The sequence below is a fragment of the Shewanella sp. FJAT-51649 genome (assembly GCF_019457435.1).
Taxonomy (GTDB): Bacteria; Pseudomonadota; Gammaproteobacteria; order Enterobacterales; family Shewanellaceae; genus Shewanella; species Shewanella mangrovisoli.
Genome location: NZ_CP080411.1, coordinates 1,264,117 through 1,278,050, shown reverse-complemented (window position 1 = coordinate 1,278,050; position 13,934 = coordinate 1,264,117). Strand labels below are relative to the sequence as shown.

At 48.0% G+C, this 13,934-nt stretch carries 13 protein-coding genes; 8 read left to right on the top strand and 5 right to left on the bottom strand.

The window, feature by feature from the left end; all coding sequences use genetic code 11:
* Positions 1–30: 30 nt before the first annotated feature.
* Positions 31–870: an HDOD domain-containing protein gene (locus K0H59_RS05770; protein ID WP_088210850.1), complete on the bottom strand. Its 840-nt coding sequence runs from the start codon at positions 868–870 to the stop codon at positions 31–33.
* A gap of 384 nt (positions 871–1,254) precedes the next feature.
* Here K0H59_RS05770 and yegQ point away from each other — a divergent pair, with 384 nt between their 5' ends.
* Entirely contained in the window at positions 1,255–2,619 is a 1,365-nt protein-coding gene (gene yegQ / locus K0H59_RS05765; protein WP_011621855.1) for a tRNA 5-hydroxyuridine modification protein YegQ, read from the top strand.
* Between the two features lie 3 nt (positions 2,620–2,622).
* The gene (locus K0H59_RS05760) at positions 2,623–2,874 is read left to right on the top strand and encodes a YfhL family 4Fe-4S dicluster ferredoxin (protein WP_011621854.1); all 252 of its coding nucleotides are present in this window, start codon (positions 2,623–2,625) and stop codon (positions 2,872–2,874) included.
* A gap of 82 nt (positions 2,875–2,956) precedes the next feature.
* On the opposite strand, the gene K0H59_RS05755 is transcribed toward K0H59_RS05760, so the two are convergent.
* The gene (locus tag K0H59_RS05755; RefSeq protein ID WP_220054937.1) at positions 2,957–3,493 is read right to left on the bottom strand and encodes an SCP2 domain-containing protein; all 537 of its coding nucleotides are present in this window, start codon (positions 3,491–3,493) and stop codon (positions 2,957–2,959) included.
* A 138-nt stretch (positions 3,494–3,631) separates the two neighbouring features.
* Between K0H59_RS05755 and K0H59_RS05750 the strand changes: the two genes are divergently transcribed.
* Together K0H59_RS05750 and K0H59_RS05745 are read left to right on the top strand one after the other, a co-directional pair.
* Entirely contained in the window at positions 3,632–4,633 is a 1,002-nt protein-coding gene (locus tag K0H59_RS05750; RefSeq protein ID WP_220054936.1) for a peptidase U32 family protein, read from the top strand.
* A gap of 31 nt (positions 4,634–4,664) precedes the next feature.
* Positions 4,665–5,537, top strand: coding sequence for a U32 family peptidase (locus K0H59_RS05745; protein WP_220054935.1), 873 nt, complete (start codon positions 4,665–4,667; stop codon positions 5,535–5,537).
* Between the two features lie 59 nt (positions 5,538–5,596).
* Here the strand turns inward: K0H59_RS05745 and K0H59_RS05740 are convergent, their stop codons facing one another.
* Positions 5,597–6,304, bottom strand: coding sequence for a hypothetical protein (locus K0H59_RS05740; RefSeq protein WP_220054934.1), 708 nt, complete (start codon positions 6,302–6,304; stop codon positions 5,597–5,599).
* 704 nt (positions 6,305–7,008) lie between these two features.
* Here K0H59_RS05740 and K0H59_RS05735 point away from each other — a divergent pair.
* Positions 7,009–8,367, top strand: a complete 1,359-nt coding sequence (locus tag K0H59_RS05735) for a YjiH family protein (protein WP_023266715.1) — start codon at positions 7,009–7,011, stop codon at positions 8,365–8,367.
* A gap of 505 nt (positions 8,368–8,872) precedes the next feature.
* Here the strand turns inward: K0H59_RS05735 and K0H59_RS05730 are convergent.
* Both K0H59_RS05730 and K0H59_RS05725 read right to left on the bottom strand, forming a co-directional pair.
* Positions 8,873–9,205 (bottom strand): hypothetical protein, encoded by a 333-nt coding sequence (locus tag K0H59_RS05730; protein WP_220054933.1) that lies wholly within the window; start codon positions 9,203–9,205, stop codon positions 8,873–8,875.
* 98 nt (positions 9,206–9,303) lie between these two features.
* On the bottom strand, positions 9,304–9,873 hold the full coding sequence (locus K0H59_RS05725) for a hypothetical protein (RefSeq protein WP_220054932.1): 570 nt from the start codon (positions 9,871–9,873) through the stop codon (positions 9,304–9,306).
* Positions 9,874–10,415: 542 nt separating this feature from the next.
* Between K0H59_RS05725 and K0H59_RS05720 the strand changes: the two genes are divergently transcribed.
* The 3 genes from K0H59_RS05720 (at position 10,416) to K0H59_RS05710 (ending at position 13,925) form a co-directional block, all read left to right on the top strand.
* Positions 10,416–11,486 (top strand): UDP-2,3-diacylglucosamine diphosphatase, encoded by a 1,071-nt coding sequence (locus K0H59_RS05720; RefSeq protein WP_220054931.1) that lies wholly within the window; start codon positions 10,416–10,418, stop codon positions 11,484–11,486.
* Positions 11,487–11,488: 2 nt separating this feature from the next.
* The gene (locus K0H59_RS05715) at positions 11,489–13,393 is read left to right on the top strand and encodes a lysophospholipid acyltransferase family protein (RefSeq protein WP_220054930.1); all 1,905 of its coding nucleotides are present in this window, start codon (positions 11,489–11,491) and stop codon (positions 13,391–13,393) included.
* 100 nt (positions 13,394–13,493) lie between these two features.
* Positions 13,494–13,925, top strand: a complete 432-nt coding sequence (locus K0H59_RS05710) for a CBS domain-containing protein (protein WP_011716167.1) — start codon at positions 13,494–13,496, stop codon at positions 13,923–13,925.
* Positions 13,926–13,934: the final 9 nt, after the last annotated feature.

Sequence of the window (13,934 nt, the reverse complement as noted above, 5' to 3'; positions counted from 1 at the left end):
GGCAGCAGGGGTTCCCTCTAGGCCTGAAGACTACTGGTAACTTTCTTTGATTGAATGGAATTTATCCATAAATTCATCACTAGCTAAATCATTTGCCGAAACGGGTAAGCCACGGCCAACAAAGACATCCATCCGTTGCTCGAAATCGGCACCGGCACGTAACTCACCAGTGTAGAAAGCCGCGGCACGGATAAAGTCTAAGTAGGTCACATGGTCAGGCAGATAAGGTAAATCCGCCCAACGCTCAACCACTTCCATCACCTCTGGCGCAAAATCCCAACTCTTCAATACCGCGCGCCCTAGTGGGCCCTGCATTTTACGAACTAAGGAGCGCAATTGATCAATACTGGTGAATAACTCAGGATGGGCTTCGGCTTCGGTCAAAACTGGTAACGCACCGATATTATGGACTAATCCCGCCAATGTTAACGTATCTAAATTGAGCTGACCGGGACGACGCTTATTATACATCTGCAACATAGCGCAGGCTGCGGCTGTCACATCGATAGAAGTGCGCCACACTTCATCCATCACTTCCCACACCATTTCATTGGTAGAAATAAATAGCTGCTCCATGGCGACAGAGGTCGCAATACTCTTGATTTGGATGAGGCCAATTCGAGACACAGCGCTACTAATACTCTCGGCGGGAATACCACGGCTATATAAGGCACTGTTGGCCACTTTAATGATACGCGCCGAGATTGCGGCGTCTTGACCTATCACTTCACCCACTTGCTTTAGGCTCGCATCGGAGCGACTCACCACTTCCTGCACTCGCATGGCCACTTCGGGCAGTGTTGGCAACACTAAGGCATCATCTTTTAATTTTTTGAGTAATCCGACTAACAGTAGATGTTCAGTAGACATCTTCGCTCCCATCAATCTGCAAACATAAATCTTCAATAGTTGGAGTATATCAGTTGGCTATCATTTGATGGGCAGAAAAAAGCAACAGACGTTAATTATTTGTATGACACTGTTATCAATTTCATCTTAAACGCGCCAACTTATTGCTTTAACGCTTAAGCCATTGTCGACTAAAAACCATCAAAATAAATCCGGCTAGATAGCACAAACAAACCATACACCCCGAGGTAAGAACCTGCGCCATCATAAGGCTTCTAGGTATATTCGTAAAATGCGAACTATACCTAATCTTAGACGAGGTGATTTGCATAACCCTACTTTGATTGTGTAAAATGCCGCCCCCGCGCACTGCGCCTCTATCTACCAACCAATTCGAGAGTCATTATGTTTAAACCTGAGTTGTTATCTCCCGCTGGGACGCTGAAAAACATGCGTTACGCCTTTGCCTATGGTGCAGATGCCGTGTATGCCGGCCAGCCGAGATACAGCCTTAGGGTTCGTAATAACGACTTTAAAATGGAAAACCTCGCAACAGGTATCGAAGAAGCCCATGCGCTGGGTAAAAAGCTTTATGTGGTGAGTAACATTGCTCCCCACAACGCTAAGCTCAAAACCTATATTAAAGATATGGAGCCCGTAGTGGCGATGAAGCCCGATGCGCTGATCATGTCAGACCCAGGCCTAATCATGATGGTGCGTGAGGCTTTCCCTGAGCAGGTGGTGCATTTATCGGTGCAAGCCAACGCCATTAACTGGGCGTCGGTCAAATTCTGGCAGACCCAAGGCATTAAACGGGTGATTTTATCCCGTGAATTATCCTTGGATGAAATCGAAGAAATCCGTCAGCGTTGCCCCGATATCGAGTTAGAAGTATTTGTTCACGGCGCCCTGTGTATGGCCTACTCGGGCCGTTGTTTGCTGTCGGGTTATATCAATAAGCGCGATCCAAACCAAGGTACTTGCACTAACGCCTGCCGCTGGAAATACGATGTGCACGAAGCGCAGCAAACTGACTCGGGCGATATCATTGCCACCCCAAATGCGGTGCAAATCGAAACGCCAACCTTAGGCACGGGTCCTGCGACCGACCAAATCTTCCTTCTACAAGAAGCTAATCGCCCCGGCGAATATATGCCAGCGTTTGAAGATGAGCATGGCACTTATATCATGAACTCTAAGGATTTACGTGCAATCCAACACGTTGAGCGTTTGGCGAAAATGGGCATCGATTCGCTGAAGATCGAAGGCCGTACTAAGTCGTTCTACTATGTGGCCCGTACTGCCCAGCTATACCGTCAAGCCATCGATGATGCCGCCTCAGGTAAGAGCTTCGACCGCAGCTTGATGAACCAACTCGAAGGCTTAGCGCACCGCGGCTACACCGAAGGTTTCTTACGTCGCCACGTACATGATGAATATCAAAACTACGACTATGGCTACTCGGTCAGCGACACCCAACAGTTTGTGGGTGAATTAACCGGTAAACGTAATCTGGCAGGCCTTGCCGAAATCGAAGTGAAGAACAAATTCTCTGTCGGCGATAGCGTTGAATTAATGACGCCACAGGGCAATATCAGCCTCACCATCGAACAACTCGAGAACCGCAAAGCCGAATCGGTTGAAGCGGGATTAGGTTCTGGCCATACCGTTTACTTGCCCGTGCCGAAAGAGGTTGATCTGAACCACGGCATTTTACTGCGTAACCTGCCTCAAGGTCAGGATACCCGCAACCCACACGAAGCAGGCTAAGGCATGGCATTACTGATCGACGACAGCTGCATCAATTGCGACATGTGTGAACCTGAATGTCCGAATCAAGCCATCACCATGGGGGAAGAAATCTATGAAATCGACCCAGACCGCTGCACCGAATGCGTAGGCCATTACGATAAGCCGACCTGCGTCTCCGTCTGTCCGATTGATTGTATTGACCCAGACCCTAACCGCGTCGAGTCCCACGACGAGCTGTTGGTCAAATTCGCCATACTCACGCAAAAAATTTGAGTGAGTATGGCGTCCTAGCTAAACAAAAAGCCCCGCAATCTAAGCGGGGCTTTTTTATCGGTTGGTTACAGCCAAGATAGCATCAACTCAAGCTTGGGGATTTAGCCAAAATCACCGTCGGTTTTGCCTCAAGCTGCAAACGCACAATGGCATCGGCCAGCTTTTCAACGCTTAAGCGAATGGGTGTCGGCAGGCTGGCAAATTCGATACTCAGCAGCAGGTTTTTCACCTCAAGCCCTAACTCGGTATCGCCTTCGATGCTCAGTTTGCGTTGGAAAAACAGCGTATCAGGATCTTCTTTTGCCGCGGCGACCAATAATAGCTCGGCAGAATTGGCACTAAAGCTGACCTGGGCATCGGTCAGCTCACGCACCTGCCAGCAACCATCGAAACTCACTTCAAAAAACAGATTTAAATCTTCGACTCGAATCGCAACCCACTTACCGGCCAAGAATGCTAACTCGCCGTCTTCGGCCTGCGGCGCCAGCAGCTGCGTTAGGAGTTGGCTAAGCACCTTGGCCTTGAGGCTAAAGGGCACTTTGGAGAGTGGTAAGCGGATCAGCTTTGGGGTGAGTTCAAGCAGTTGTTTTGCGAGGTTTGCTGAAAAAACAGCGGACATAATCAGTTACCTAAGGATAAAAAACACTATATCTCCCAGTTTACCGAGATTTTATGATCTTAAACCTGTTTTAAATCAATTCACCGCCAATCAATCTTCCCTACACTCTGCCCCTGTTATTTTATCGGGAGCACCATTATGGAGTTGTTGTGTCCAGCAGGAAACCTGGCCTCGCTAAAGTCGGCGCTGCAGGCCGGAGCCGATGCTGTCTACCTTGGGTTAAAGGATGATACCAATGCACGTTCATTCGCGGGCTTAAACTTCACCCCCGCAAAATTACAGGAAGCCGCCGAACTGACCCAACAGCGGGGCAAGAAAATCTTCCTCACCTTGAATACCTTTCCTAAGCCGAATGAGGAACACCGCTGGTATCAAGCCATCGACTTGGCGGCCAGCATTGGCGTCGATGCCTTAATCGTCGCCGATCTGTCGCTACTCGACTATGCCCATAGGCAATATCCGCAAATTCCGCTGCATTTATCGGTACAGGCCAGCGCCACCAACTTGGGCGCACTGAGCTTTTATAAAGAGGCTTTTAATATCGCGCGGGTGGTGTTACCCAGAGTGCTGTCGATGAAACAAGTGCGCGATTTAGCTAAGGTCAGCCCAGTCGATTTAGAGGTCTTTGCCTTTGGTAGTCTGTGCATCATGGCCGAAGGCCGCTGCCACTTATCATCCTATGTTACTGGCCAATCGCCAAACACTGGCGGTTCTTGCTCCCCGGCGAAACACGTGCGCTGGCAGGAACAGGGCCAAGACAGGCTGACTCGCCTCAACGAAGTCTTAATTGATAAATCAGGGCTCGATGAGCAAATGGGCTACCCAGTCGTCTGTAAGGGCCGTTATCTCACCCAAGACGATGATAAACCGCAATATCTGCTCGAGTCCCCCACCAGTTTAAATACCCTTAGCTTGCTGCCAGAGCTTGCCAAGGCGGGCATAGTGTCACTTAAGATTGAGGGGCGTCAGCGCAGCCCAGCCTATGTGGAGCAAGTGACCAAGGTGTGGCGTCAAGCGATTGATACTTATCTTAATCAGCCAGATAAATTCCAGACGCAGGCCCATTGGGAGCAAGCCCTCGCGAAAGTCTCCGAAGGCCAAATTACCACCTTAGGCGCCTACGAGCGTGACTGGCAATAGCCCTAGCGATAACCACGAAGAAGAAACGATTATGAAAATTTCCCTCGGCCCATTGCTCTATTGCTGGGAAAAACAACAGGTCATCGACTTTTACCAGCAGGTGGCCAACAGTCAGATCCCGTTAGTTTATCTGGGTGAAGCCGTTTGTAGCCGTCGACGCGAACTCAAGTTTGGCGACTATCTCGAACTGGCGAAAATGCTTAAATCTGCGGGTAAAGAAGTGGTGCTGTCAACGCTCGCCCTTATCGAAGCGCCCTCTGAATACACAGAGCTTAAACGTCAAGTCGACAATGGCGAATTTAGCATTGAGGCCAACGACATGGCGGCCGTGTATCTCGCCAAGGAGCACAAGCTGCCCTTTGTCTGCGGCGCCAGCATCAACAACTACAACCGAGCCAGTTTAGATATTTTGCAGCGTTTCGGTATGCAGCGCTTTGTGATGCCAGTTGAACTGTCGAAGACTTGGCTAAGCCAAGTGATAGAGAACAAGCCCGCGTTCGAAGTTGAAGTACTCGGCCATGGCTACTTGCCACTCGCCCACTCGGCGCGCTGCTTTACCGCGAGGCATCAACACTTGTCGAAGGACAGCTGCGAAACCGTTTGCCGCCAATACAGCAAGGGTTTACTGGCACAGACGCAAGAGGCGCAGCCCTTACTTAGGTTAAACGGCATCCAAACCCAGTCGGCCAGCTGTGTCGATTTACGCAGCGAAATCAATGAAATGATAAAGATGGGCGTCGATGTGTTTCGGGTTTCGCCCAGCAGCTTAGCCTGTATCACTAAGGCCGATGCGCTGGTCGAGGCGTTAAAGACTGGGGCAACTGACGCTCAGTACCCTCTTAGCGATGAGCACTGTAACGGTTACTGGTTTGGCGAAGCGGGACTGAAATCCTTAAGCTGCTGAAATACTTAAGCTACTGAAATACATGAGCTGATAGCATTATGGGCTATCAGCTAAATCACTCACTCGGGAGCTTGCTCCTGAGCGAGTGATTGTGGGATGAGCAGTAGCGCTGCCGTCCAACTTAATAAACTCCCAAGCGCAATCCACTCCAACAATGCTGGCCACCACAAATCGGGCCTAGGCAGTTGCAACACCATCTCTTGATAGAAAGGCCTGTCCCCCTCGGTTAAACCTAGCTCTAATAAGGGCGCGTAGAGAAAGGTCATCATACTCAGCAACACCACCAGCGCTAACAATAGCGTCCAAGGTTGTCGCCTTTGTGAATTAAGGCCAGCCCACAGCAGATAACAGATGGCACTCGAACTGCCGAAGTAGAAAAACCATTTCAGGGCGAGGATATGCAGGTGATACACATTGACCGGAAACAAACCCACGCAGGCCAAGGCTAAAAACGTCAGCGCCAGCGCGCAGTAAAAGGGATAGCCCCAAAAACCACTTACGGTTTGTAAGGATGAAAGGCAGTAGAAAACAATGCTTAAACTGCCAAAAAACAAGCCGCCATTGAGCACCACTGCAAGAGCGGAATGCCCATAGGTTCCCAATTCACTCAAGGTATGATTCAAAAAGTTGAAGGCTCGAGTCTCGGTCTGATCGAAGCCTAACACCGCCACGCCTATCCCGAGCAATAATCCAAAAATACCAAGAAAACCAAACTTAGTGGCGAGCGAAAAACCTCTTGTCGCGACATTCATTTTTGTAACAGTCATGGATAATTTAGCTAAACAAAAGTAGTACTAACTTACATGGAATTGAAAAGAATTAAAGCGGCGTTCATCCTCTTTAGGAGAAATATTTTATTTCACCACTATTTACGCTTATTTAGTCACTCGCGCGCAGCGCCCGCCATTAGTCAATATTCAATTTAAAATATGCAAATACCGACTCAAAACCGCATAAAAATGCACAAATCATTCAGCAACGATGAACTTATTATCGGCGATAACCTCGCGGTTACAATTCGCGTTAACTGCTTCACATTGCGTGGTGAGCAACTAGAGCGCTATTGCCATTAACGGATAAAAAACCGCAAAAGCGGAATATTCGAAGAATCTAAGGGAAAATTTTGTACAAAATCCCCCCATCGCCGCTAACAACACCAAGAATAAAACAACTCGATAAATCCGCTGCAACACCAATATTTAATTGCATGATTTAGTTATCAAAACATCTAGCTTACGCTAAACATCCACTAAGATAAGCATTCAGGAATAGCCCAAATAACTATGCTATTTTGCTGCTTATCTCAAACAAATTTCCGAATCGTTTTACATAGCGCCGCTAAGCGAGTAATCTTCCCCCTTCTCGATTTTGAGTTGAATGAAAATGCACCCAACATCCGCCTAACATGCGGCTTTGAGGGGCAATTTGTTCAAGTTTATTTGTGCGACTCGTACTTTTAAGGTGTACACCATTGGCTACTGAACATAAAAACCGCAACATTAAGACGATACTCACCTTTATCGTCCCTTCGCTGATCGGTCTGCTGCTGTTTATGACCCCTATCAGCTACAACGATGCGATTACTATTCCCATCGCAATCATCTCTAAAGCACTGCAAAGCGTGTTAAGCGATGTTTTAACCTTAATCGTGACTGTGATTGTTGTCGCCATGGCCTTGGCCTCTGTGTTGACTAAGTTACTCAAACCTAAGTTTGTGCTGAACAATCACTTCCTCAATGGTTTACTCAACATCAGCCCGCTCTGGCTTGCAACGCGTGTCGTCGGCGCCGTCTTTATCGTGCTGACCTACTTTGGCATTGGCCCCGAAGCCATCAACTCTTCAAGCACTGGCGCCTTAGTACTGAACGACCTATTACCCGTACTCTTCTCGGTGTTTATCTTCGCCGGTATGTTACTGCCACTGCTGTTAAACTTCGGTCTATTAGAGCTATTTGGCACCCTGCTGACCAAGGTAATGCGCCCCGTGTTTAACCTGCCAGGTCGCAGCGCCATCGACTGTATGGCCTCTTGGTTAGGTGATGGTAGCGTTGGGATTTTGCTGACCAGCAAGCAATACGAAGCGCGTTTTTACACCCAAAGGGAAGCAGCGGTTATCGGTACTACCTTCTCGGCGGTGTCAATTACCTTCAGCTTAGTGGTGATCTCTCAGGTGAAGTTGGAGCAAATGTTTGTGCCCTTCTACCTAACCGTATGTTTAGCGGGTTTTGCGGCGGCCGTGATTGTGCCTAAGCTGCCACCACTGTCGTGGAAAAAAGATAACTATATCGACGATACGCCACGTCAACCCGACGATGAGATGATCCCCGCTGGACACGGCGCTCTCTCTTGGGGCTTTGATAAAGCACTCGAGAAAGCTGCCAGTGCTGGTGGTGTGAAAGCCGTTTTAAATGAAGGCGTTAAAAACGTTATCGACATGGTATTTGGCATTATCCCAGTGGTAATGGCCATTGGTACTACGGCGCTGATCATCGCCGAGCATACGCCTATTTTCAATTACTTAGGTATGCCGTTTATTCCGTTACTGGAACTGCTGCATATCCCAGAAGCCACCGAAGCCTCTAAAACTATCGTTGTTGGCTTTGCCGATATGTTTATCCCGTCGATTTTAGCCAGCTCTATCGAATCGGATATGACCCGCTTTGTGATTGCCGCCTTATCAGTAACCCAGCTGATTTACATGAGTGAAGTAGGCGCACTGCTGATTGGCAGTAAGATCCCAGTGAATTTTGTTGAGCTATTCGTCGTGTTCGTACTGCGCACCTTAGTCACTCTGCCAGTGATTGCCGGCGTGGCTCACCTGCTGTTCTAAGCGCAACATAACCTTAAATATCAAGGGGAGTCAGATTTAACTGACTCCCCTTTTTTATACCGATTCAAACACGAATTCGTACACAAACAGACAGTTTTTGATTATGCAGTGAACTTAAGCGTATAAACTCCGCTTGTCACCATATAACTCAGTTTTACAGAAAGTCATTTAGAATTTCTGAATACTACTGCTGAAGGATAAAGCTTGGCCGTTTAATTCTTTAAGTGCTGAGCCATGGCATTCTCTCACCGACACGCAGCGAGTCCATCCTTGGATGCTCGTCCGCCCCGTCCGTGGGGCGGACGGTCGTCTCGCTAATCGCCATGGCTCACCTGTTTAGCATTGTCACAGCCTGTAGACTTCATAATCTTACTCAGCACGCTTTGGGACAATTTCCGAGTTAAAGCCTTAACTCTAACCGTCAGTTTCGGATAAATATTTCTATGGATTAACGCCAAGTACTATGGCAGTTTGTAAGTTGCGTGTTGCTGCGCCTTGTTTGCCTTTAGTCGTGATAGAAAGCCTCAGACACATAGAAATCGCAGAAAGATTTGATATCTTCCTCATTGTCGGACTCGATAGCTCTGGCTCGCAGTTTATAGCCACGCACAATTCGGCTGTTGTTTTCAATGGCGAACTGAATCATCAAATCATTGTTGCTTAAATCAAGCTTCTCTAATTCAGATTTAGCTGACTCCGCATTACTTTCAGTGAAAAAACTTTCCTTCATTTGCATATCTGGCTCAATACGCAATTCTCTATGTTCGCACAGCAATTTCTCTTCAGTAGCTTCCGCATGAAGAGAGAACAAGATGGCTATGACAGCTAAAAACTTCATCACAGCTCCTTAGGCATAACGCCGTTGTAACCGGCAAAAAATTGTTGGCTAAAATGTGAAGCGAAGCGTAACAGCCAACAGTTTTTTGTCCGCGTTTACTACTTTGTTAGCCCTTTTAACTTAAAGTAATGATAGTATTCCTGATGCCGCTCCCCCAGAATCGCCGCTACCGTTGGATTGGACAACAATGATTTCAATGAGTTTTTTGCAACTTCTTTTTCTGGCTCGGGTATATCTTTACTATCTATTTTGTCAATTAATGACTTTAAACCTTGCTCGATGACCAGTGAGTTATTATTTCCTATTTGAACATTACCACCACTTACAGAACCAACACTAAAATTCACTACACTTTGTTCTATTTTTTTATCAAAGTAATCATCGAAGTGTAAACCTCTGACAAAACGACCACCTTGTCGACCATCTTCAAACCTTATATATTTTTCATCTTGAAGTAGTGTTGCGGCTTCAGATAACTCATCAAGATGGTCATTCATACTTACACCAAGTGTAGAACGTACATTAGCTGAAAAATCAAACAACATAAGTGCTTTGTTACTAGGCTTATTTTTCAGTGTATCCATCAATAATTTTTTAAAATCATCTATCATTTCATTCTCATCTATTGCATATATATGATTGAGGGCTAACATTTTATTAGTGCGCATGCGCGTTTACCTCGTTGGACCAGTAAAAACGCGCACGATTAACTATCTGTATGTAAAGAACTTATCAGCTTTCTGCCAGATACACCATCTGGAAAAACGCGCATGCGCGTTTTTCAAATCTATTAACTAAAGTTCAGTTACTATATTCACCTGATTTTATGGAGTTTTATTTATTGTGTATGGAATTAGTGCGCACTGATTTTGTCTGGAAATCATACCAAAACACCTAAATTTAAATATGACTGTATACCCATACATTGTTAGTCGATTTCTGGTAAAGCCAAACATAGGCAAATAGATAAGAATATGCATGGCAGCGGGTGTGGGGATTTTCGGTTGAGCAAACGAGCCGAAACACGTAATGGCGCAAAAAATGAGTTAACTCAATCTATCGACTGTCATTGCATCCAGATCCAAATTTTGACGGTTAAGTCCAGCCTAATCCACTTGTTGTCATCTGCATGTCACTTAAGCTTCATCATTCAGTCAAAGCCCGTCACTAATCTCTAAGGCAGTCAACAGCCGCATAGGGTGAATATGAGATGACTGGAGCTAATTACAGGGGACTTGATCGCGCGCTTATCGACGCACTCAAGACTCCCCGCAACTCTTCCGACAATGCTCCATCCAGTGTTAACACTACTTCCTTCTCAACTCCACATATTGCCAACGCCAGCAACGCCGCAAATAACCAAACCATCACAGTCAACGCCCTCTGGTTATCGGATATCCATCTCGGCTGTAAGGATTGCAAAGCCGACTATCTGTTAAGCCTGTTAAATACCGTGCGTTGCCAGCACTTGTATCTGGTCGGCGATATTGTGGATCTATGGGCGCTCAAACGCCGCCTGCACTGGCCCGAGAGCCACAATAAGGTATTGCAAAAGCTGATTGAACTGGCACAAAACGGCACTCAGGTGATGTATCTGCCGGGTAACCACGATGAGTTAATCAAGCCCTATGCCGAACTGACGCTGCTGAATGTCAAAATTGCCCGCCAACATATTCATCAGGGCATTGGCGGCCACAAACTGTTAATGCTGCATGGCGATCAGTTCGATGCCGATGTTTGCGTTGGGCGCTTCTACGCCATCTTGGGCGATCATCTCTACGACTTGTTGCTGTTCCTCAACCGCAATCTCCATCGACTGCGAGAGCGTTTAGGCTACCCGTATTGGTCACTCGCCAGCTATATCAAATCCCGCGTTGGCAAGGCACAAACGGCTATCGCTCGTTTTCGCCAAGCCGTGGTGAATTATGCGCAGCACTATGATGTGGATGGTGTGATCTGCGGCCATATCCACCAGCCAGAGCTATCGATTCACCCTCGAGAGAACCAATACAGCACGCCGGATAAGCGCCAGATAATCTATGCCAATGATGGCGACTGGGTCGAAAACTGCAGCCTGATCACCGAAACCTTAAGCGGGGAATTACAGCTCTGCCGCTGGAACGAGCAAAGCTTAAACCTCGATATTCTGAGCAGTATTGTGCTGGCGCAAACGCCGCCTAAAGCGCCGATTCAAATGCCCACTCAAGCCCAAAAACCTATTCCACAAACGGCCACACACAGCCCCAAACAAGCAGAAATCCAACCAAGGGATGTCGCCTAATCATGAATCAATTAACTCCTCATACCCCAAATACCGAGTCATTAAGCCCTAACACATTAAGCGCCAATGCTTTAACGCAGGAAGCAGCCAGCGGAGCAGCAGCCATGCCACTGCCCGCCTTAAAAGCCAGTTCGATGATCTTTACCGTCGATAATGTGGTGGAGCAAAACCTGCCCGCCCTCAAGGACAAACCTTGGTTAGCCAAGCCGACTAAGGCCATGCTGCGTTACCTGTTGAATGAAAAACAATGTAACGAGATAGCCAATCAGTTTGCCTATCTGCAAGGGGTCGATTTTGTCGAGCAAGTGCTCGCCAGCTTCGATTTTAGCTTTACCGTGCCCGCCAACGAGGTCGAAAACATTCCCTGCGAAGGCCGCGTGGTGATCTTCGCCAATCATCCGATTGGCTCCCTCGATGCCCTCGCCCTGATTAAACTGGTCAGCGAAATTCGCCCCGATATCAAGGTTGTAGCAAACGAGCTCCTGATGGCACTCGAACCTTTGCATTCTATCCTGCTGCCAGTGCGCAATATGACGGGCGGCACGCCGAAACAGCACCTCGAAAAAATCCACCAGCATTTACGTAATGAAGGCGCGGTGCTGATTTTCCCGTCGGGAGAAGTCTCTCGCCTACGCCCCAATGGCGTGCGCGATACCCAGTGGCACTCAGGCTTTTTAAAGATGGCGATTTCCTGTAATGCGCCGTTGCTACCAATCTTCTTGGATGCTAAAAACTCGGCCACCTTCTACGGCGCCTCGATGATTTACAAACCCTTAGCCACATTGCTACTGGTCAAGGAGATGTTTAAACAGGCTAAGCGCAATATGCCTATTCGCATCGGCGAGCTTATCCCGAATGAAGCCGTGCGCTCGATGGATTTTCCGCTAAAGACCAAGATAAAACTGCTGAAGAATCATCTGTATCGCATCGGTAAAGATAAAGACCCGCTGTTTATCACCCAAAGCGCCATCGCTCACCCTGAGTCGCGCCGAGATCTGCAAGCCGCGCTGCAACAATGTGAACTGCTTGGCGAAACCCAAGATAACAAGCTGATTTATTTGTATCAGCATCAAGACAGCAACCCCATCATGCGCGAAATTGGTCGCCTGCGGGAAATCGCCTTTCGCGCCGTCGGTGAAGGCACGGGCAAGCGCCGCGATATCGATAAATACGATTCCTACTACCAACATCTGGTGCTGTGGGATAAAGAGCAGTTTGAAATTGTCGGCGCCTATCGTTTCGCCAGCGGCGAGCAAGTGCTAAATCGCTACGGCGACAACGCCCTCTACAGCCAATCCCTGTTCCAATATGCCGACGGCTTTATGCCCTTCGTCAAACAAGGCTTAGAACTTGGCCGCAGCTTTGTGCAGCCCAAATATTGGGGCAAACGCAGTCTCGACTACCTCTGGTTTGGCATTGGCGCCTTCCTCGCTAAACATCCCGAATATCGCTACCTGTTTGGCCCAGTGTCCATCAGCAATCAACTGCCTGGCAGCGCGCGGGAGATGTTAGTGCATTTCTACTCCAAGGAGTTTGCGCCAGCAGAGCAGCTGGCGGTGTCCATGTCGCCCTTTGGTCTGTCCAAGCAGCGCAAGTTGCAGTTGGATGAACTCTATTCGGGCGAGGATTACCCAAGCCACTTTAAGCAACTCAAACAAATGCTGGCGAGTATGGGCGCCGCTGTGCCAACCCTATACAAGCAGTATGGCGAGCTGTGCAAGCAGGATGGAGTAAAGTTTCTCGCCTTCGGGATCGATGCCGATTTCGGCGACTGTGTCGATGGCTTAGTCTTGGTCGATACCCATAAACTCAAGGGGAAAAAGTACCAGCGTTATATCGGCGCCCATTTACCCGAAGACTTACGCAACCCCTTGATGGCAGAGGATGAAACCGACGAGCAGGATTAGGCCTGTTCATGTCTAAGATATTGGCTAAATAAACATCGGTCTGTTATAAGTATCTGTAATACAGTGCATTAACGATACACGTCCTAGGAAGGGGTTTATCATGCCGATCATTATCGCCGATATTATGCGTACCCGAGTCGTCACGGTCGAAATGGACGATCGTTTAACCGTGGCGAAGGAGATTTTCGAGCAGGCAAATTTCCACCATCTGCTGGTGGTGGATGAATATAAACTCGAAGGCGTATTGTCGGAGCGCGACTTACTGCGTGCCATCAGCCCGAATCTAGGCAGCAGCGCCGAAACCGCTAAGGATCTCGAAACCCTACAAAAACGCGTTCATCAGGTGATGACCCGTAATCCCGTTACCGTTGCGCCGCATGTGTCGCTCGATGCTGCGACGCACACCCTGCTAGAACACAATATTGGCTGTTTGCCTGTGCTCGATAATGGCGATTTGGTCGGGATTGTGACTTGGAAGGATTTGCTGCGAGCCTATTGTGAACACAATGAGGTCAATGAAAGCGAGTGCTAACGGCACTCG

Excerpts from the sequence above, each read along its gene's own strand:
- K0H59_RS05770 (WP_088210850.1), bottom strand. The coding sequence starts at position 870 with ATGTCTACTGAACATCTACTGTTAGTCGGATTACTCAAAAAATTAAAA.
- yegQ (WP_011621855.1), top strand. The coding sequence starts at position 1,255 with ATGTTTAAACCTGAGTTGTTATCTCCCGCTGGGACGCTGAAAAACATG.
- K0H59_RS05760 (WP_011621854.1), top strand. The coding sequence starts at position 2,623 with ATGGCATTACTGATCGACGACAGCTGCATCAATTGCGACATGTGTGAA.
- K0H59_RS05755 (WP_220054937.1), bottom strand. The coding sequence starts at position 3,493 with ATGTCCGCTGTTTTTTCAGCAAACCTCGCAAAACAACTGCTTGAACTC.
- K0H59_RS05750 (WP_220054936.1), top strand. The coding sequence starts at position 3,632 with ATGGAGTTGTTGTGTCCAGCAGGAAACCTGGCCTCGCTAAAGTCGGCG.
- K0H59_RS05745 (WP_220054935.1), top strand. The coding sequence starts at position 4,665 with ATGAAAATTTCCCTCGGCCCATTGCTCTATTGCTGGGAAAAACAACAG.
- K0H59_RS05740 (WP_220054934.1), bottom strand. The coding sequence starts at position 6,304 with ATGACTGTTACAAAAATGAATGTCGCGACAAGAGGTTTTTCGCTCGCC.
- K0H59_RS05730 (WP_220054933.1), bottom strand. The coding sequence starts at position 9,205 with ATGAAGTTTTTAGCTGTCATAGCCATCTTGTTCTCTCTTCATGCGGAA.
- K0H59_RS05725 (WP_220054932.1), bottom strand. The coding sequence starts at position 9,873 with ATGCGCACTAATAAAATGTTAGCCCTCAATCATATATATGCAATAGAT.
- K0H59_RS05720 (WP_220054931.1), top strand. The coding sequence starts at position 10,416 with ATGACTGGAGCTAATTACAGGGGACTTGATCGCGCGCTTATCGACGCA.
- K0H59_RS05715 (WP_220054930.1), top strand. The coding sequence starts at position 11,489 with ATGAATCAATTAACTCCTCATACCCCAAATACCGAGTCATTAAGCCCT.
- K0H59_RS05710 (WP_011716167.1), top strand. The coding sequence starts at position 13,494 with ATGCCGATCATTATCGCCGATATTATGCGTACCCGAGTCGTCACGGTC.